We start from the raw sequence: 17,818 nt of genomic DNA, 5'->3' as shown, positions 1-17,818 counted from the left end.
CCGGCCCGGCGGGCCGGAGCTGGGTCAGCCGTCGATGCGGTGGGTGGTCCAGAACGACGTCAGGTCGGTGCTGGTGGCCGCCTGGGCCGCCGCCTTGAACTCGGCGGTGGTCGAGACGCCGTACCAGTGCGAACTGGCGTAGCTCTTCAGGAGGTTGGTCATGGCGGTGTCGCCGATCAAGCGGCGCAGGTCGTGCAGGGCGCACTTGCCGTAGCCGTAGACGACGGTGGAGTAGCGGGAGGAGTGGGCGTCCCAGTAGGCCATCGAGTTGGTGATCTTCTCCGCCGACGAGGCCCAGGACACGCTGTTCCAGCAGTTGGTGCCGGACAGGCCCTGCGCCAGGTCGGTGGCGTAGTCCGTGAACGCCTCGTCCAGCCAGGGGCTGTTGTACTCGTCGTCGCCGACGATGCCGTACCACCACTGGTGGCCGATCTCGTGGGTGAGCGCGGTGGTGCTGACCAGGTCGAGGACGAAGCCCGGGTACTCCATGCCGCCGAACCAGAAGTTGTTGTCGATGACGGCGTCCAGCTCGCCGTACGGGTAGGCCCCGAAGCGGCCGGCGTGGGCGTCGACCGCGGACTTGGCGGTGGTGAGCATGGACTGGGCACTGGAGGAGCTGATGCCCGACACCGAGTAGATGTTGATCGGCACCCCGCCCGGGGAGGTGCCGGAGATCTTGCTGAACGGCCCGGCCGCCCAGGCGAAGTCACGGACCTTGGTGGCGGTCGCGGTGGTGACGGTACGGCCGCTGGTGCCGGGGGTGTCGACGGAGGTGCCGGTCGCCGGGACCAGCAGGCTGGTGGGGTGGTCCAGGGTCACCTTGAAGTCGGCGGCCAGGGAGTAGAAGGACTCGCCGTTGTTGGTGTACGGGTCCAGGTGCCAGCCGGAGCCGTCCCGGACCGCGAGCACGGGCAGCGCGTTGCCGATCATGCTGAAGGCGCCGTCGTAGCCGAAGCGGTCGGCGCCGCTGGGTACGGTGATGCCCAGGTCGAAGCCGATCGTGGTGCTCTGGCCCTGGGCCAGCGGTGTCGGCAGGGCGATCTGCAGCGCCGTGCAGGCGACCGAGAGCGCGCCCGCGGTGCCGCCGGTGACGTTGCTGACGGTGATCGGCGGGGCCGAGCAGGTGCCGTGGTAGTTGTCCCACAGCCGCAGGTAGATCTCGCTGAGCGCGGTCGCGGAGGCGTTGGTGAAGGTCACGCTCTCGTGGCCGGTCCAGCCGGTGCCCGCGGTGTTGCTGGTCAGGCTGACGGTGTACGACGGCGAGGCCGGGGTGCGGGTGGTGTCGCCCGGGGTGGTGGCGGCCGAGGTGTCCAGGGCGACGTCGTCGACGACGAAGCTGGTCTGGAGGCTGGAGTCCTCGGTTCCGGTGAAGGCGACGGTCACGGTCTGCCCGGCGAACGCGGAGACGTCGAACGACTTCTTCACGAACCCGGTGTTCTTGTCCAGGTTGGAGTACGTCGCCAGCGTGGTGCTGCCGATCTTCGCCGTGAGCTTGTCGTACGCCGTCGACGAGGTCGTCTCGGCGGTGTCGACGTGCAGCCAGAAGGTGAGCGTCGCGGCGCATCCGGAGGGGATGCTGACGCTCTGCGAGAGCGTGTCGGTGTGGGTGGAGCCGGTGCCGTCCAGCCAGGCGAAGCCGGCTCCGCCGTGGGCGGACTGGCCGGAGCGGCTGGTGATCACGCTGGTCGAGGACTGGGTCCAGGGTGATGTGCCGCTCTCGAAGCCGCCGTTGGTGACGACCTGGGCGGGGGTGCAGGCCGCCTGGTCGGCGGCCGACGCCGTGCTGCCGGGGAGCAGGGCCGCGGCGAGCGCCGCGATGGCCAGCGCACTGGTGGCGAAGGCCTTGTGGGGGGTCGATCTCACACGAAACTCCTTTGCGGAGGCCGGGTCATGGCCTGCTGAGTGACCGCCGGTCCGGCTGGGGTGCGCCGGTGGCGGCCTCACGCGATGCGAAGTGGTGCGAGTCGGAAGCCTGACAGACTTGACCAGGCCATGTCACTAAGGGGTTACCCTCGCGTCAGGCGTGGTCCGCGCAGCAGGGGGTGGGGTTGGGGACCTCGAAGGGGGCCAGCCGGCCGCCCGCCGCCGGGACCAGGGCGAGGGTGAGGACGCCGTCGCGCCACTCCGGACGGACGTGATCCTGCGTCAGGACCTCGGTGTCGAGCGGGAGTCGGGCATCCGGCGCGCCGAGCACGACCAGGCGCTCGACGGCGGTGCGGCCGAGCAGGTCCGCGACGGTGACGGTGCCGGCCAGGTGTGCCACACCGGGGTAGGCCACGGCCCGGCCCGAGGCGGGGGGCGCGGCGGCGGCCAGCCGGGCACCGTGCACCGCGTCCGCGGGGCCGTGGGTCCGGTCGGCCAGGGCGAGGCCGGAGCCCTCCGGGAGCGCCTCGACGAGTTCGCGCCACACGGCGTCCACGTCCGCGTGCGGGACGGCCAGCGAGACCGTCGTACCCCGGCGTTCGTCGGTGCGCAACAGGTGGGTGCAGGCGAACACGCCCTCCGTGACCGCCGGCCGGTCGAGCAGCCGGTGGATCAGGTGGTCGGCCTCGCGCAGGGACGCCGTACCGGCGTCCACCCCGATGACGGAGCGGACGCCGGACGCGTGGTGCGGGGAGGTCATGCGGGCAGGACCCACATCGGGTTGGAGTAGAACCACAGGTCCTTCCACGGGTCGGCGTCGCCGAGGACGTCGATGGCCGGGCCGGCCGGGTCCACGGCGGCACCGTTGAAGCCGACCGCGGAGCGGTTGCCGTCGGTGCCGCGCAGCCGGACGTAGACCGGCTTGTCGAGGCGGCCGAGGGAGTACGTCAGCTTGACCGTGCCGGTGGCCTTGTTGACCTCGAAGGACTTCACGACCTTGGTGGCGGGCGTGGCGAAGGTGTCCTTGTCGCCGACCTTGCCGGTGACGTCGCCCTGGATGACGTCGACGCGGGCCAGCGACGGCACGAACTGCGCCCAGTTGGGGCCGTTGGCGAGGCTGATCTCGATCACCAGGTCGACCTTGCTGCCCTTGCGGACGTGCAGCACGTCGCCGAGGGTCACCGCCTGGGAGCCCGAGCGCAGCTGGGCGTCGAGGCCGCTGATCAGGCCGCCGTGGTCCACCCAGACCCGGCCGGCCCGGATGCCGTCCATGACCGACTTGTAGGAGAAGGACGAGGCGCCGACGTGGGTGCGGGAGTACTGGCCGGGCCAGAAGTCGGTGTCGGTGAGGCTGATGCCGGTGCCGTAGACCGGGTCCTCGTAGCGGCCGTTGGCGTTGAAGTCGCTGTTCGGGCCGCGCACCGCGGTGTCGGCGTACACGTTGTGGGAGTCGGAGTTGGCGGTGATCCACCAGGGCTTGCCCTCGGCGAGCAGGCTGTCCCACAGGCCGCCGACGGTGGCGGTCATCCAGTCGAAGCCGCCCCAGGTGCGGTAGCTCTCCAGCGGGTAGCCGGCGAAGGAGTCGGCGCTCGGGCTGTTGTCGTAGATGCCGCGGGCCGAGCCGGGGCCGTTCGGCTTGGGCAGGCCGCCCGCCTGGTGGCCGGGGGCGCCCTCGAAGCCGACCGCGATCGACGGCTGGGCGTCGCGCCAGGCGCGGATCTCGTGCGGGGAGTCGATGCCCTTGCGCGCCGGGTGGTTGGCGAGGAACAGGGCGTCCCTGACCTTGCGGCGCTGCACCTGCTCGGCGAGGAAGTTGAGGCCGGAGATGGCCAGCGCCTCGTTGGCCGGGGAGCTGCCGGAGGCGCCCTTCACCGAGCCGTCGAAGGAGTTCTCGAACTCCTTGAGGACGGCGACCTCGTTCTTGCCGGGGTGGACGAAGACCGTGCCGTGCTCGGCGGCCGGGATGTTCCACTCCAGGCCCTGGAAGACCAGGGTGTCCTCGATCCGGTCGCGGGCGGCGACGATGTCCGGGTTGACCTTCTCGACACCGATCTTGGCGTGCGCCTCGCTGCCGTGGTCGGTGATGACCATCCAGTCCAGGCCGTGCGCGTTGGCCTGCCGGACGTGGTCGATGACCCGGTACTTGGCGTCGGAGCTGTACTGGGTGTGGATGTGGTGGTCGCCGGCCAGCCACAGGTAGCCGCCGGACCGGCCGTTCTGGGAGTGGGCGGAGGAGACCGAGGCGGCGGCCTGGCCCGCGCCGGCGAGGACGCTGCCCGCCGCGAGGCCGGCGCCGAGCAGGCCGGTGCGGCGCAGCATCGAGCGGCGGGAGAGCTGACCGGGCGTCAGCTCCGCGTCGGGGACGGACAGATCGAGGGCGGGCGGCAGCGACGAGGCGGCGTCGCCGTCCCCGTGGTGGTGATGGTGGTGGTGACCGTGGTCGTGGCTGTGACCGTGGCTCATGTTCGGAACTCCCGCGGGCGGCCGGTACGGGGGATGGCTCAGGACGTGCAGAGTCTGCGAAGGTCGCATGAACAACGGGAGTCGAGGTCATGGTGGGGTAAAGAACGACTCATGTGCAGCGCGCTACGCACTTGTCCTGGTGGGGAGTTGGCCAAGCAGCCGTAAAGACGGCAATGCCCGGACCGGCTCGCAAGGAGCCGGTCCGGGCATCGGGCCCGGTCGGTCAGACCGCCGTCGGTCGGACCACCGTCGGTCAGACCAGGTCGAAGCGGTCCGCGTTGGCGACCTTCGTCCAGGCGGCGACGAAGTCCTTCACGAACTTCTCCTTGGCGTCGTCGCTCGCGTAGACCTCGGCGACGGCGCGCAGCTCGGAGTTGGAGCCGAAGACCAGGTCGGCACGGGTGCCGGTCCACTTGACGGCACCGCTGTCGTCGCGGCCCTCGAAGGTGGACTGGTCCTCGGAGGTGGACTTCCAGGTCGTGCCCATGTCGAGCAGGTTGACGAAGAAGTCGTTGGTCAGCACGCCCGGCGTCTCGGTGAGGACGCCGTGCTTCGAGCCGCCCTGGTTGGCGCCGAGGACGCGCAGGCCGCCGACGAGGACGGTCAGCTCCGGGGCGCTCAGGCCGAGCAGGTTGGCGCGGTCCAGGAGCAGGTACTCGGCGGGCAGGCGGTTGCCCTTGCCGAGGTAGTTGCGGAAGCCGTCCGAGGTCGGCTCCAGGGCCGCGAAGGACTCGGCGTCCGTGTGCTCGTCGGTCGCGTCGACCCGGCCCGGGGTGAAGGGCACCTCGATCTCGACACCGGCGTCCTTGGCGGCCTTCTCCACCGCGGCCCCGCCGCCGAGGACGATCAGGTCGGCCAGGGAGACCTTCTTGGCGCCGGTGTTGAAGTCGCGCTGGACGCCCTCCAGGACGCGCAGGACCTGCGCGAGCTGGTCGGGGTCGTTGGCCTCCCAGCCGCGCTGCGGCTCCAGGCGGATGCGGGCGCCGTTGGCACCGCCGCGCTTGTCGCTGCCGCGGTACGTCGAGGCCGACGCCCAGGCGGTGGAGACGAGCTGCGCGACCGTCAGGCCCGAGTCGAGGAGCTTGGCCTTGAGGGCCGTGACGTCGGCCGCGTCGATGGCCTCGCCCTCGGCCGCGGGCAGCGGGTCCTGCCAGATCAGCGTCTCCGCCGGGACCTCCGGGCCGAGGTACAGGGACTTCGGGCCCATGTCACGGTGGGTCAGCTTGAACCAGGCGCGGGCGAAGGCGTCCGCGAACTGGTCGGGGTTCTCGTGGAAGCGGCGCGAGATCGGCTCGTAGATCGGGTCGAAGCGCAGCGACAGGTCGGTGGTGAGCATCGTCGGGAGCTTCTTCTTCGACGCGTCGTGCGCGTCGGGGACGATCGCCTCGGCGTCCTTGGCCACCCACTGGTTGGCGCCGGCGGGGCTCTGGGTCAGCTCCCACTCGTAGCCGAAGAGGATGGAGAAGAAGTCGTTGCTCCACTGGGTGGGCTTGGTGGTCCAGGTGACCTCCAGGCCGCTGGTGATCGCGTCGCCGGCCTTGCCGCTGCCGTAGGTGCTCTTCCAGCCCAGGCCCTGCTGCTCCATCGGGGCGCCCTCGGGCTCGGCGCCCACGTTCTCCGCGGGGCCGGCGCCGTGGGTCTTGCCGAAGGTGTGGCCGCCGGCGATGAGGGCGACGGTCTCCTCGTCGTTCATCGCCATCCGGCGGAAGGTCTCGCGGATGTCGCGGGCCGCGGCGATCGGGTCCGGGTTGCCGTTGGGGCCCTCCGGGTTGACGTAGATCAGACCCATCTGGACGGCGCCGAGCGGGTTCTCCAGGTCACGGTCGCCGGTGTAGCGCTGGTCGTCGAGCCAGACCTTCTCGGGACCCCAGTAGACGTCGTCCTCCGGCTCCCAGACGTCCGCGCGACCGCCGCCGAAGCCGAAGGTCTCGAAGCCCATCGACTCCAGGGCCACGTTGCCGGTGAGGATCATGAGGTCGGCCCAGGAGATGGCCTGGCCGTACTTCTTCTTGACCGGCCACAGCAGCCGGCGGGCCTTGTCCAGGTTGCCGTTGTCCGGCCAGCTGTTGAGCGGGGCGAAGCGCTGCTGGCCCGCACCGGCGCCGCCGCGGCCGTCGGAGATGCGGTAGGTGCCCGCGCTGTGCCAGGCCATCCGGATCATCAGCGGGCCGTAGTTGCCGAAGTCGGCCGGCCACCAGTCCTGCGAGGTGGTGAGCACCTCGGCGATGTCACGTTTCACGGCCGCGAGGTCGAGGTTCTGGAACGCCTCGGCGTAGTCGAAACCCTCGTCGAGCGGGTTCGATACGGCGGGGTTCTTGGCAAGGATCTTCAGGTTGAGCCCCTCGGGCCACCACTGGCGGTTGCCGCCACCCTGGGTCGGGTGCGGTGCGCGGTCGTGCGCGACCGGGCACTTGCCCGCGTTCTCCTGGGCCTCAGACATGGGGGAAATCCTTCCGGAAAGGGCGGATCGACATACTCAGGAACTGCTGACGGTGGAACATGCGGGGCACAGGCCCCAGTAGATGACCTCGGCCTCGTCGATCGCGAAGCCGTGGTCGTCCGAAGCGGTCAGGCACGGGGCGTCACCGACCGCACAGTCGACGTCGGCGACGGCACCGCACGACCGGCACAGGACGTGGTGGTGGTTGTCGCCGACCCGCCCCTCGAACCGGGCCGGGCTGCCGGCCGGCTCGATGCGGCGTATGAGTCGTGCCGTGGTGAGCGCGTGCAGCGCGTCGTACACGGCTTGAAGCGATATGTGGCCCACCCGGTCGCGGACGCCCGAGGCGATCGCCTCGACGTCCAGGTGGTCGCCGTGGCGGACGGTCTCCAGCAGCGCGACGCGGGCGGCCGTCACCCGCAGGCCGGCACCGCGCAGCTCATCGGCGGTCGTCGGGGGCTGGGAGGCGGTCATGACACCAACCTATCTCCATAAACACGAGTGATTCAAGAAAACAAACCACTCAAGTCTGGTGGCGAACCGGCCAACGCCCGGCCCCACCCGCCCCGCGCCGCCCCACCCGCCGCTCGACTTTGCCATCTCTTTACAACCTGACCCGGTGCCGGGTCGTCTCTCCGCTCGATCCGTAACTCAGCCCGCCCCGACCACGGCGGGCCGACGAGAGAGAGCGTCCTCATGCGCCGAACTGTCCTGAGCGCCACGGCCCTCGCCTGCACCGCCGTGCTGGCCGCCACCGTGCCCGCGTTCGCCGGCGGCACCGCCCCGAGCCCGGTCGCCACCGTGGCGCCGTCCGCCGCGGCTTCCGCCGCTCCGTCCGCCGTCCCGTCCGCGGCCCCGTCCACCGAGCCCACGAGGGCCGCCAGCCCCGTTCCGTCCCGGGACTCGCACCAGGTCGCGGCGGTGCCGCAGGGCGCGCCCGACACCGGGGTGACGGAGCCCTCCTCGGGCTCCGGCTCCGACAGCGCGCTGATCGGCGGCGGTGCGGCGGCGGCCGTCCTCGCCGCGGGCGCGACGGTGTTCGCCGTCCGTCGCCGCCGGGCGACCGGGGCATGACCCCCCTCTCCAGGCGCGCCTTGGTCACCGCCGCGACGGCCTCGCTGCTGGCGGGCTGCGCGGGCCGGGCACCGGACCGGACGGCCCCGGCCGCCCACCGGAAGCCGGCGTCCGCACCGCCTTCGTCCACGGCCACGGCCGCCTCCGGCACGCCCACCGCGCTCGGCCGCTCCACGCCGGTCCGGCTGCGCATCCCGGCGATCGGGGTCGACACCCCGCTGCTGCGGCTCGGCCTGGCCGCCGACGGCACGGTGCAGGTGCCACCGGTCACCGCGCACGACCGCGCGGGCTGGTACCGCTACTCCCCCACCCCGGGGCAGACCGGCCCTGCGGTGATCCTCGGCCATGTCACGGTCGGCGCCTACGGGGACGGGGTGTTCCGCCGGCTCGCGGAGCTGCGCCGGGGCGAACAGGCCGTGGCGCGCCTGGAGAACGGCAGGTCCGCGGTGTTCACCGTCGACAAGGTGCGTACGGTCGCCAAGGCCGCGTTCCCGACCCGGGACGTGTACGGGGACGTGGACCGCCCGGAGCTGCGGCTGATCACCTGCGGCGGTCCGCGTGGCGGCGACGGCTACCTCGACAACGTGATCGTCTTCGCCACGCTGACCGGCACGACCGTCTGACCCGCCGGAAACGGATGCGGGACCGGTGGAACGTACGCCGCCGGTCCCGCATCCTCCCCGACGAGTGAGTCCCCCCTCGACCCTGGAGAACGTTGAAACGGTCCCGTGACACGGCGGCCTCCGAGCTGTTCGCCGCCCTGTACCCGCGCCTGGCCGGCTGGTGCCGCCGTCTGGTCGACGACGACGAGACGGCGCACGAGGTCGCCTCGGAGGCCTTCACCCGGCTGTGGGCCCGGTGGACGAAGGTGGAGGAGCCGCGCGGCTTCCTCTACGTCACCGCGGCCAACCTCGTCCGGGACCACTGGCGCAAGCTGGAGCGCGAGCGCCGGACAGTGCGCCGGGTCGGATCGGAGGCCGCGACCCGCCCGCACGCCGAGCCGGCCGACCCCTCGGTACGGCTGCTGGTGCAGTCGCTGCCGGAGCGACTGCGGGTGCCGATCCTGCTGCACTACTACGCTGACATGCCGATCCGGGAGGTGTCCGAGCTGACCGGGCGCAAGGAAGGAACCGTCAAGGCCGATCTGCACGCGGCCCGAGAACTGCTCCGCGGTCATCTGAGGAGAAGCCTTGACCACACGCCTTGACGACGAGCCCGAGTTCGACGGCCCCGACGACCCGCTGGCGGTGATCCTGCGTCCGCCGGCCGCCCACCTCGGTCCGCCGCCGGGCCGCTACGGGGAGATCCGGCGCGCCGCGAGCCGCCGCCGCCTGGTCCGTACGGCGGCCGGAGCCGGGGTGACCTGTGCCGTCGCCGTCTGCGTCGCCCTGTCGCTGCACCTGACGGCACCCGCGGCGCCTGCCTCCCCGCAGGTGCCCCTCGCCCCGCCGGCCGCCACCCCCAGCGCCCCGCACCGCTCGTCGGGACACCCGACACCGGCCGCCCCCAGCGCGAGCCCCAGCGTCGCCCCGAACCGGCGGGAGACCACACAGGCTCCCGCCCGGGGAGCGTCGACGGCCCCGTCGGAAGCCGTCCCCTCCGCGGTCCGGGACGTCCCGTCCGGGTACCGGCCGAGCGCCGTCGCCACGGCGTCCCCCGGGTAGCGGCGTCAACGCGGCGGCGGCCTGCGTCATCCGTCCGTGCCCCGTGTCCCGACGCACCGCCCGCGCCCCAAAGGCGCGGGTCAAGACGCCACTCCGGGACGTGCGGGGCACGGCGGGAGCGACGGCCCGGATGGCCGAGGCTGCGGCTCGGCGTTGGTGTGATGTTTCGTACGAGGCCGGAATGAAAGGCGTGGAACGGGCAACGCTCCGTTTCATGCTCCACGCGCGAACCCTCCGGCAGGTGACTCGATGACGACGGCGACCCAGGCCCCTCTGACCGCTCCGGCCGCCGCACCACCCGCCCGCACCCTCCCGCCCGCCTCCCCTTCGCTGCCCTCCCTGACCGGACTGAGATGGATGGCCGCACTGCTGGTCTTCGGGCTGCACGTGCACAACTTCCGGTATTTCGGCGGCACCGGCGGTCGCATCGTGTCCTGGGGGTTCGAGGCCGGCGCCTCGGGGGTGTCGTTCTTCTTCGTCCTCTCCGGCTTCGTCCTGATGTGGTCCGCGCGGCCGGGCGACCGGGCGACGCGGTTCTGGTGGCGGCGGATCGCCCGGGTCTACCCGGTGCACCTGGTCACCGTCGCCCTCGCGCTGGTCATGGTGTGCACGCTGCCCCGCCAGCCGCGGCCGACCCTGTTGCAGGGCCTGGCCGACGTGTTCCTGGTGCACTCCTGGTGGCGGCCGTGGTGGCAGACCCTGGACCCGGTCAGCTGGTCGCTCGCGTGCGAGGCCTTCTTCTACGCCGCGTTCCCGCTGCTGGCGCTGGTGCTGCGCCGGCTGGGCGGGCGGGGCGCCACGGCGGTGGCCGCGCTGTCCGTGCTGACCGTGCTGGCGCTGGCCTGGACGGACGCGCACCACTGGTGGGCGCAGCCGATCAGCTCGTTCCCGGCCGCCCGGCTGCCCGAGTTCGTGCTGGGCGCGGCCACCGCGCGGCTGGTGCTGCTCGGCCGGTGGCGCGGCCCGGGCCTGGAGGCGTCGCTGGCCCTGGCGATCATCGGCTACTTCCTGGTCCCGCAGGTCACCGCCGAGTACGCGGCCACCGCCTGCACCATCACGGGCTTCGCGCTGCTCATCCCGGCGGCGGCGGTCGCGGACCTGCGCGGCCTGCCCTCGCTGTGGCGGCGCCGGTGGCTGGTCCGCCTGGGCGAGCTGTCGTTCGCGTTCTACATGGTCCATCTGCTGGTCCTGCGGGCGGGCACCCACCTGCTCGGCACCCGCCCGCGTTTCCACCTGCTCACCGGCACCGCCGTCGCCGCCGCCGCGTTCACCGTCGCACTGGGCCTCTCCTGGCTCCTCTACGAGGGCGTCGAGCGACCCGCGCGACGCCTCCTGCTGCGACGGCGGCCCCGCAGCGCCCCGTGAGGGGCCCGGCGCTCACCCGGCTACGGGAACTGGACCACCTTCGACGGGACCGTGCCGGTCCCCGAGGTCGGTGAGCCCGTGGTGTTGACGACGTGCGCGTACTGGCCCATGCCGCCCAGGGAGATCACCAGCAGGTCGTGCATCCTGATCCCCGAACCGGTGGGCACCTGGAAGCCGTTGGACTGCACGATCGAAGGGTCGGCCGTGTAGTTGCAGTAGCTGCCCAGGCCCCACGCCTCGTGGCTGGTCACGGTGTCGGCGACCTTGTAGGCCGCGTAGCCGACGACGCCGTCGTGGGTGATGGCGGCGGCGTCGGGGGCGTCGTAGGCCTTCTCGTTCTGGAAGAAGATCGTGCGGCCCCTCTCGCCCTGCCAGTAGACGTCGTACTTGTTGAAGTGCTCGACGAACAGGCCGGTGGCGAGGACGTCGTTGCCGTTGACGCGGAGGCCGTAGTCGGCGCGGTTGGTGGTCCAGCCGACTCCGCTGCCGTGGTCGGCGCGCCACAGCCAGGTGTGGTCGATGATGACGTTGTTGCTGTTGACCACGACCGAGTTGGTGGCGAGGCCTGGTCCGGCGCCGCCGATGCGGACGAACACGTCCTGCATGGTGGTGGGGTCGGCGGAGTGGTCGGCGGTGGAGCCGGGGTCGCCGATCCGCAGCAGGGTGTCGGAGTTGACGGAGCCCGCGTCGATGAGGAACCCGGCGAGCTTCACGCCGTCGACGTCGGCGACGTGCAGGGCGTCGACGCCGTTGTCCGGGACCAGGGTGGCGAGGCCGAGGCCGAGGACCACGGTGCCCGCGCGGGTGACGTCGATGGTCCGGTCGAGGTGGTAGATGCCGGGCGTGAAGAGGAGGTTGAGGCCCTGGGCGAGGGCCTGGTTGATGGTGGCGGCCGTGGCGCCGGGCTTGACGACGTAGAACTGGTCCAGCGGGATGGACGTGCCCGCGTTCGCCGGCCAGGAGACGCCCCGGGCGTTGGTCCGCTTGGCGGGGACGAAGACCTTGTAGGTGCTGCCGTCCAGGTACAGGAAGGGCTTCTCGCGCGAGACGGGGGTGTTGTCCAGCGTGGTGTAGGAGCCGGTGGCGAAGTCGGTCGCGGGTGCGCCCTGGACTCCGGAGAAGGTCATGTTCCAGACGCCGTTGGTCCAGCCGCCGACCGAGCTGTCGCGGGTGTACCACTGCTGCTGGGAGTACGGGCCGACGGTGCCGTCGATCTTCGAGTCGGCGATGTAGCCGCCGGAGGCCCAGCCGTAGCCGTTCGGGGCGAGGTTGAGACCCCCCTTGACGTGGATACGGCGGAAGGGGGCCGCCTGAGCCACGGCCCACCGGTCGGTGCCGTTGGACGGCGTGATGGCGAAGTTCTCCGCCGAACGCCAGAAGTTCTGGGTGGCGTTGCCGTTGAACCAGCCGGCGTCGACCGTGACGTCACCGTTGATCTGGGTGTCGTCGGGGTTGAGGCCGAGCCCGGAGATCGAGGTGTAGAAGCCGAGCTGGGCGTTGATGCCGTTGTAGGTGCCCGGCTTGAGCAGGAACTGGTAGCGGCCGGTGCCGAACTGCGCCGACTCCTGCTGGGCGAAGACGGAGTCGAACTTCGCCTGGAGGTTCGGCGTGGACGGGTCGACGACGATCACGTTGGGGCCGAGGTCGCCACCGCCCTGGACCGGGGGCGTGCCGGTGGTGGTGCCGTAGACCTGGAACTCCCAGAGGGAGTAGCCCCACTGGGTGGCGCGGTGCACGCCCAGCATCCGGACGTAGCGGCCCTGGCCGGACACGGTGAGGGTGTCGGTGCCGCCGTCGCCGCCGGTCACGGACTGCAGGTCGGTCCAGTTGCTGCCGTCCGCGGAGATCTGGACCTTGTAGTCCTTGCCGTAGGCGGTCTCCCAGTTGAGGACCACCTGGCTGACCTGGGCGGTGGCGCCGAGGTCGACCCGGAGCCACTGGTCGTCGGTGAAGGCGGACGACCAGCGGGTGCCGGTGTTGCCGTCGACCGCGTTCGCGGCGGTGGTCCCGGCGTTCTCCTCCGAGGAGGCGGTGGCCGTCTTCCCCTGCGACAGCGGAACGTCGGCGGCATGGGCCGCCGGCGCGTGGGCGGCGGGCAGGGCGAGCAGCGCCGCCATGGCGGCGAGCACTACGCCCAGGGATCTCAGTCGTCTCATCAGCGGCTCCCTGAAGTGGACGTGGGGGTGCGGACAACGACCGCACCACACGGCTTAGTTCAGGTTTTGATTTAAGTGGTGAGGCAACTGGGCGGCAAGCCTTCGGGAGTGGATTTCTCAGCCGGCGCGGCCCCGCGGCAGGTCACGGGGACCGCCGCGGGACGAACCGCCGCAGGACGAACACCCCCCTGCCGCAGGCCGCATGTCACAGTCCGCGCTGCGCGTACATGGCGGCGAGGTCGCCCGACAGGGCACCCTTGGCCCAGCGGGTGATGTCGTCGGCGAGCACCTCGTAGGCGCCCGACTCGACGCCGTCGAGGGCCGCCGCGGCGATGTCCTCGGGCTTCGCCTTCGGCCCGTCGGCGTGCGCGGCCATGTCCGTGTCCACGTAGCCCATGTGCAGGCCGGTGACGCCGATGCCGCGCGGCTTGAGCGCGAGCCGCAGGCTGTTGGTCTGGGACCAGAAGGCCGCCTTCGAGGCGCTGTAGGCGCCGCCCTCGGCGACCCAGGACAGCACCGAGTGGACGTTCAGGATGTGGCCGCCGCCGTTGCGCTCGACGACCGGGACGAAGGCGCGGGCGAGCAGCAGCGGGCCGTAGAAGTTGATCTCGAACTCGCGGCGGATGTCGTCGAGCGACGAGGTCAGGAACTGGGTGCCGAGGGCGATCCCGGCATTGTTGACCAGGACCGTCACGTCCTGCGCCTGCTCGACGACGGCGGCCACGGAGGCGGGGTCGGTGACCTCCAGGGGCAGCGCCACCGCGTCGGGGTGGGTGACCGACCGCGGGTCGCGGGCGGTGGCGTAGACCTTGCCGGCGCCGCGTGCGTACAACTCCTCCACCAGCGCCTTTCCGACGCCGCGGCTGCCGCCGGTGACGAGGACGACGGAGTCCTTGATAGCGGTCATGACACTCACGCTCCAGATGTGCACAGAGATCGGAAACCGATCGGTTTCCTCCGTTCGCCGCCCATCGTAAACCGATCGGTTTCCAACTTCAATCGCGGACGGCCGTACCAGGCCGACGGCCGGACCCGATGTCCTTACGGGCAGGGCTGGTTACTCGATCCAGTCGATTGCGTCCGACCTCTGGCTACGGACTCCTACTGGGCGGTATACAGACCCCCGACACACGCGTGCGGGCCGCCCGTCGGGACCGGTTCCGTGCGCGTCCTGGTTCCAGGGGGGATCTCCATGGCGTACGGCATCCCGTCCGGCGGTTCGGCCAGAGGGCACCGGCGGAGGGCCACCGTGGCGGCGGCGCTGGGCGGCTGCGCCCTGGTGGCCGCGTCCACGGCACCGGCCGCGGCGCACGGCGGCGGCCACGGCTCCGGCCACGACCGCGGCACCAGCTATGTGGCGCTCGGCGACTCCTACACCTCGGGCCCGCTCATCCCGACCCAGGTCGACGCGAACTGCGCCCGCTCCGACCACAACTACCCCTCGCTGGTGGCGGCGGCCCGGCACGTGAGCGCGTTCAAGGACGTCAGCTGTTCCGGCGCGACCACCGTCGAGATGTGGAAGGCACAGGGCACCAACGGCCCCCAGCTCGACGCCGTGCAGCGGAGCACCGACCTGGTGACCGTCCAGATCGGCGGCAACGACATCGGGTTCAGCACGATCATCGGCACCTGCGCGGCCCTCAGCTCCAAGGACCTGACGGGCAACCCCTGCCAGCAGTACTACAACGCGTCCGGCACCGACCAGCTGACGGTCACCATCGCGCAGACCGCCCCCAAGGTCGACAAGGTGCTGCGGGCGGTCCGCGCCCGGGCCCCGCACGCCCGGATCCTGGTGGTCGGCTACCCCGACCTGCTGCCGGACGACGGCAGCGGCTGCTACCCGACGGTGCCCTTCGCGGCCAAGGACTTCCCCTACCTCCGGGACACCGGCAAGCGGCTGAACCTCATGCTGCGCCTGGTCGCCGCCTGGAACGGTGCCCGGTACGTGGACACCTACGGCCCGACCGTCGGCCACGACATGTGCAAGGCGCCCGCCGACCGCTGGATCGAGCCCCTCCAGCCGGCCTCCCCGGCCGCACCCGCCCACCCCAACGCCAAGGGCGAGGCGGCCATGGCCCAGGCCGTGCTGAACCGGCTGGAGCGGCGTTACTGAGAGCCCGTGGCGCTCGCACGGCCCGACACCCCGGGCCGTGCGGCCCCGTAGGACGGTTCGCGATAGGTTGACCTGCATGAGCGACAACGTTTACTTCGACATCTCGATCAACAACGAGCCGGCCGGCCGGATCGTGTTCAGCCTGTTCGACAAGGTGGTGCCCGACACGGCCCGCAACTTCCGTGAGCTCGCCACCGGGCAGCACGGTTTCGGGTACGCCGGTTCCGGCTTCCACCGGATCATCCCCCAGTTCATGCTCCAGGGCGGTGACTTCACCCGCGGTGACGGCACCGGCGGCAAGAGCATCTACGGCGAGAAGTTCAAGGACGAGAACTTCGACCTCAAGCACGACCGCCCGTACCTGCTCAGCATGGCCAACGCGGGCAAGAACACCAACGGCTCGCAGTTCTTCGTCACCACCGTCGTGACGTCCTGGCTGGACGGCAAGCACGTGGTCTTCGGCGAGGTCGTCGAGGGCCAGGACATCGTCGACCGGATCGAGGGCTACGGCTCGCAGAGCGGCACCCCCAAGGCCAAGGTCGAGATCACGGCGAGCGGCACCGTCTGATCCCGGTCCCGGACCGGGATCTTTCCGAGGGGGGACCGGGCGGCTCGCCCGGTCCCCCCTCGGCGTCGGTCACCGCGTGTCGCGCCCGCTCCGCGGTTCCGCCGCCTCCGGCGGGGCGCGTCCGGCCGGGGAGTCGTGCGCGGTGAGGTGTTCCAGGGCCTCGGCCAGTTCCGTGCAGGCCTCCGCCACGGAGCGCCGGGTGTTGTGCTGCTCGGTGATGACGGCCGACAGCAGCAGCGCGGTCAGGGCCAGCGAGCCGTTGAACATCTGCAGTTTCAGCATCACCTCGACGTGGGACAGGCGGGCGAACGCGCCGACCCCGTGCGTCGCGGCGACCGCGGCCACGACCGACGTGAACAGGGCGCACAGCACGCTCCCCACCAGCCGGAACCGCAGCGCGGACCAGATCAGCAGCGGGTAGGCGAGGAACAGCGCGCTCAGGGAGCTGAGCGTGGTCAGGGGGATCACGACGGCCGCGACGACCGTGAGAGCCAGACCCTCCGGCCAGCGGGCCGGGGACGGGGGCCGACGGGCTTGGAACAGCGCCAGCAGGACGGGGGTGACGATCAGGACGCCCATCGCGTCGCCGACCCACCACGCCAGCCAGATCGGCCAGAAATGGTTCGCGTCGAGCTTGCCGACGAGAATCAGCGTGATCACGTCGACGGTGGAGCTGACCAGCATGGCGGCGAGCGCGCCGAGGAAGACCAGGGCGAGACCGTCCCGCAGCCGGCCCAGGTCGGTGCGGAAGCCGACCCGGCGCAGCAGCAGGAAGGCGCAGACCGGACCGGCGGTGTTGCCGACGAGGATGCCCACGAGGTCGGGCCCGGGCGAGCCGATCGACAGCACGAGGAAGAGGGCGCCGAGCGAGACGCCCGGCCAGCAGCCCAGGCCGAAGACCAGCAGACAGGCCAGCGCCACACCCGTCGGCGGATAGATGGGGGTGAAGACGGCACCCTCGACGGTGAGCCGGCACAGCAGGCCGAGCCGTCCTGCCGCGAAGTAGCAGGTGGCGACGGCCAGCGTCCGGAGGGCGACGACGGCCGGGCGGCGCAGCTCCTGGTTACCCACCACACCAGCCATCACACACCGAGGCGGCCGTCTCGGCGAGGCGGGAGCACCGCCCGCGACCGGTCCGGCGGGGGCGCACCGGGCGCGGCGGCGGTACCGGACCCGGCGGCTGCGCCAAGCCCGGAAGCTGCACCGGACCCGGAGGCTGCGCCGGGCCCGGAGGCTAGGGTGTGGCGTCCAGGTCCTCGTGGCCCATGACCAGGACGGCCGCGTCGTCCTCGTGGCCCACCCGTTCCGCGCCCTTGATCACGGCGGCGGCCAGGGACTGCGCCTCCAGGCCCGCCACGGCGGCCACGCCCGCGAGCCGCACCACCTGGTCGAGCCCCTCCTCGATGGGCAGCGACGGCCCCTCCACCACCCCGTCCGTGAGCAGCACGACCATGCCGCCCGTGGTGAGCCGGTACCGGGCCACCGGGTACTCCGTGCCGGACTCGATGCCCAGCGGCGGCCCGCCCTCGTCCTCGCCGAGCCCGGACTTCCCGTCGGCGGTGGCCCACACGAACGGGACGTGACCGGCCCGGGCGCTCTCCAGCAACCCGGTCTCCGGGTCGAGCCGCATGAAGGTGCAGGTCGCGAAGAGGTCGCTGCCCAGGGACACCAGGAGGTCGCTGGTGCGCGCGAGAAGTTCGCCCGGCTCGCTGGTCACCGAGGCGAGCGCCCGCATGGCCGCCCGGACCTGCCCCATGAAGGCAGCCGCCTCGATGTTGTGTCCCTGGACGTCGCCGATGGACAGGCCGATGTGGCCGTCGGGCAGCGTGAAGGCGTCGTACCAGTCGCCGCCCACGTTCAGCCCGTAGCAGGCGGGCGCGTACCGGACGGCCAGGTGGAAGCGGGGAGTGTCGGGCAGGTCCCGGGGCAGCATGCCGCGCTGGAGAGCGACGGCCAGCTCGACCTGCGAACGCTGGTAGGCGGCCCGCTCGCGCGCCTGGGCGGTGAGCGACCTCAGTCTGGCCAGCAGCTCGTCGTCGTCCGTTGCACGCTTGCGGGGCATGGCTCACTCCGGCCGAGGCTCCGTCGCCACCTGGGCAAACCCCTAGGTTT

16 protein-coding genes are annotated in these 17,818 nt (G+C 71.7%); 7 read left to right on the top strand and 9 right to left on the bottom strand.

Translation table 11 applies throughout. The annotated features are described in order from the left end of the window. Positions 1-24 precede the first annotated feature (24 nt). From AB0D74_RS17895 to AB0D74_RS17875, 5 genes are all read right to left on the bottom strand, one after another. Positions 25-1,863 (bottom strand): M1 family aminopeptidase, encoded by a 1,839-nt coding sequence (locus tag AB0D74_RS17895; RefSeq protein ID WP_362586989.1) that lies wholly within the window; start codon positions 1,861-1,863, stop codon positions 25-27. A 154-nt stretch (positions 1,864-2,017) separates the two neighbouring features. Next, positions 2,018-2,623: a hypothetical protein gene (locus tag AB0D74_RS17890; protein ID WP_362586986.1), complete on the bottom strand. Its 606-nt coding sequence runs from the start codon at positions 2,621-2,623 to the stop codon at positions 2,018-2,020. After that, positions 2,620-4,326: a PHP domain-containing protein gene (locus AB0D74_RS17885; protein WP_362586983.1), complete on the bottom strand. Its 1,707-nt coding sequence runs from the start codon at positions 4,324-4,326 to the stop codon at positions 2,620-2,622. The genes AB0D74_RS17890 and AB0D74_RS17885 overlap by 4 nt, the downstream gene beginning before the upstream one ends. A gap of 253 nt (positions 4,327-4,579) precedes the next feature. Then, complete coding sequence (katG, locus tag AB0D74_RS17880; protein ID WP_362586981.1) at positions 4,580-6,766, bottom strand: catalase/peroxidase HPI; 2,187 nt, start codon at positions 6,764-6,766, stop codon at positions 4,580-4,582. Positions 6,767-6,802: 36 nt separating this feature from the next. Beyond that, on the bottom strand, positions 6,803-7,240 hold the full coding sequence (locus AB0D74_RS17875; protein WP_362586978.1) for a Fur family transcriptional regulator: 438 nt from the start codon (positions 7,238-7,240) through the stop codon (positions 6,803-6,805). Positions 7,241-7,462: 222 nt separating this feature from the next. On the opposite strand from AB0D74_RS17875, the gene AB0D74_RS17870 reads away from it, so the two are divergent. The 5 genes from AB0D74_RS17870 to AB0D74_RS17850 all read left to right on the top strand — a co-directional run bounded on the left by AB0D74_RS17870 (position 7,463) and on the right by AB0D74_RS17850 (position 10,869). Next, positions 7,463-7,840, top strand: coding sequence for a sortase-dependent protein (locus AB0D74_RS17870; RefSeq protein ID WP_362586975.1), 378 nt, complete (start codon positions 7,463-7,465; stop codon positions 7,838-7,840). Beyond that, positions 7,837-8,463 (top strand): class F sortase, encoded by a 627-nt coding sequence (locus AB0D74_RS17865; RefSeq protein ID WP_362586972.1) that lies wholly within the window; start codon positions 7,837-7,839, stop codon positions 8,461-8,463. The genes AB0D74_RS17870 and AB0D74_RS17865 overlap by 4 nt, the downstream gene beginning before the upstream one ends. 92 nt (positions 8,464-8,555) lie before the next feature. Beyond that, positions 8,556-9,047: an RNA polymerase sigma factor gene (locus AB0D74_RS17860; RefSeq protein WP_362586969.1), complete on the top strand. Its 492-nt coding sequence runs from the start codon at positions 8,556-8,558 to the stop codon at positions 9,045-9,047. Beyond that, positions 9,031-9,504 (top strand): hypothetical protein, encoded by a 474-nt coding sequence (locus AB0D74_RS17855; protein WP_362586967.1) that lies wholly within the window; start codon positions 9,031-9,033, stop codon positions 9,502-9,504. The genes AB0D74_RS17860 and AB0D74_RS17855 overlap by 17 nt, the downstream gene beginning before the upstream one ends. A gap of 249 nt (positions 9,505-9,753) precedes the next feature. Further along, positions 9,754-10,869: an acyltransferase gene (locus AB0D74_RS17850; protein WP_362586964.1), complete on the top strand. Its 1,116-nt coding sequence runs from the start codon at positions 9,754-9,756 to the stop codon at positions 10,867-10,869. 20 nt (positions 10,870-10,889) lie between these two features. On the opposite strand, the gene AB0D74_RS17845 is transcribed toward AB0D74_RS17850, so the two are convergent. Further along, positions 10,890-13,025 (bottom strand): discoidin domain-containing protein, encoded by a 2,136-nt coding sequence (locus tag AB0D74_RS17845; protein ID WP_362586961.1) that lies wholly within the window; start codon positions 13,023-13,025, stop codon positions 10,890-10,892. Positions 13,026-13,230: 205 nt separating this feature from the next. Next, positions 13,231-13,932, bottom strand: coding sequence for an SDR family oxidoreductase (locus tag AB0D74_RS17840; RefSeq protein WP_362586958.1), 702 nt, complete (start codon positions 13,930-13,932; stop codon positions 13,231-13,233). Positions 13,933-14,217: 285 nt separating this feature from the next. On the opposite strand from AB0D74_RS17840, the gene AB0D74_RS17835 reads away from it, so the two are divergent. After that, positions 14,218-15,138 (top strand): SGNH/GDSL hydrolase family protein, encoded by a 921-nt coding sequence (locus tag AB0D74_RS17835; RefSeq protein WP_362586956.1) that lies wholly within the window; start codon positions 14,218-14,220, stop codon positions 15,136-15,138. Between the two features lie 76 nt (positions 15,139-15,214). Next, positions 15,215-15,706 carry a peptidylprolyl isomerase gene (locus AB0D74_RS17830; RefSeq protein WP_362586953.1) on the top strand — a complete coding sequence of 164 codons (492 nt, stop codon included), beginning with the start codon at positions 15,215-15,217 and terminating at the stop codon, positions 15,704-15,706. Positions 15,707-15,775: 69 nt separating this feature from the next. On the opposite strand, the gene AB0D74_RS17825 is transcribed toward AB0D74_RS17830, so the two are convergent. Together AB0D74_RS17825 and AB0D74_RS17820 are read right to left on the bottom strand one after the other, a co-directional pair. Next, complete coding sequence (locus AB0D74_RS17825; RefSeq protein WP_362586950.1) at positions 15,776-16,789, bottom strand: MASE1 domain-containing protein; 1,014 nt, start codon at positions 16,787-16,789, stop codon at positions 15,776-15,778. A gap of 151 nt (positions 16,790-16,940) precedes the next feature. After that, positions 16,941-17,768: a PP2C family protein-serine/threonine phosphatase gene (locus tag AB0D74_RS17820; protein ID WP_362586947.1), complete on the bottom strand. Its 828-nt coding sequence runs from the start codon at positions 17,766-17,768 to the stop codon at positions 16,941-16,943. Positions 17,769-17,818: the final 50 nt, after the last annotated feature.

The organism is Streptomyces sp. NPDC048278 (assembly GCF_040652195.1).
Classification (GTDB): domain Bacteria; phylum Actinomycetota; class Actinomycetes; order Streptomycetales; family Streptomycetaceae; genus Streptomyces.
Note: the sequence above shows the minus strand (reverse complement) of the source record. Positions and strands in the feature narration are given on the sequence as shown.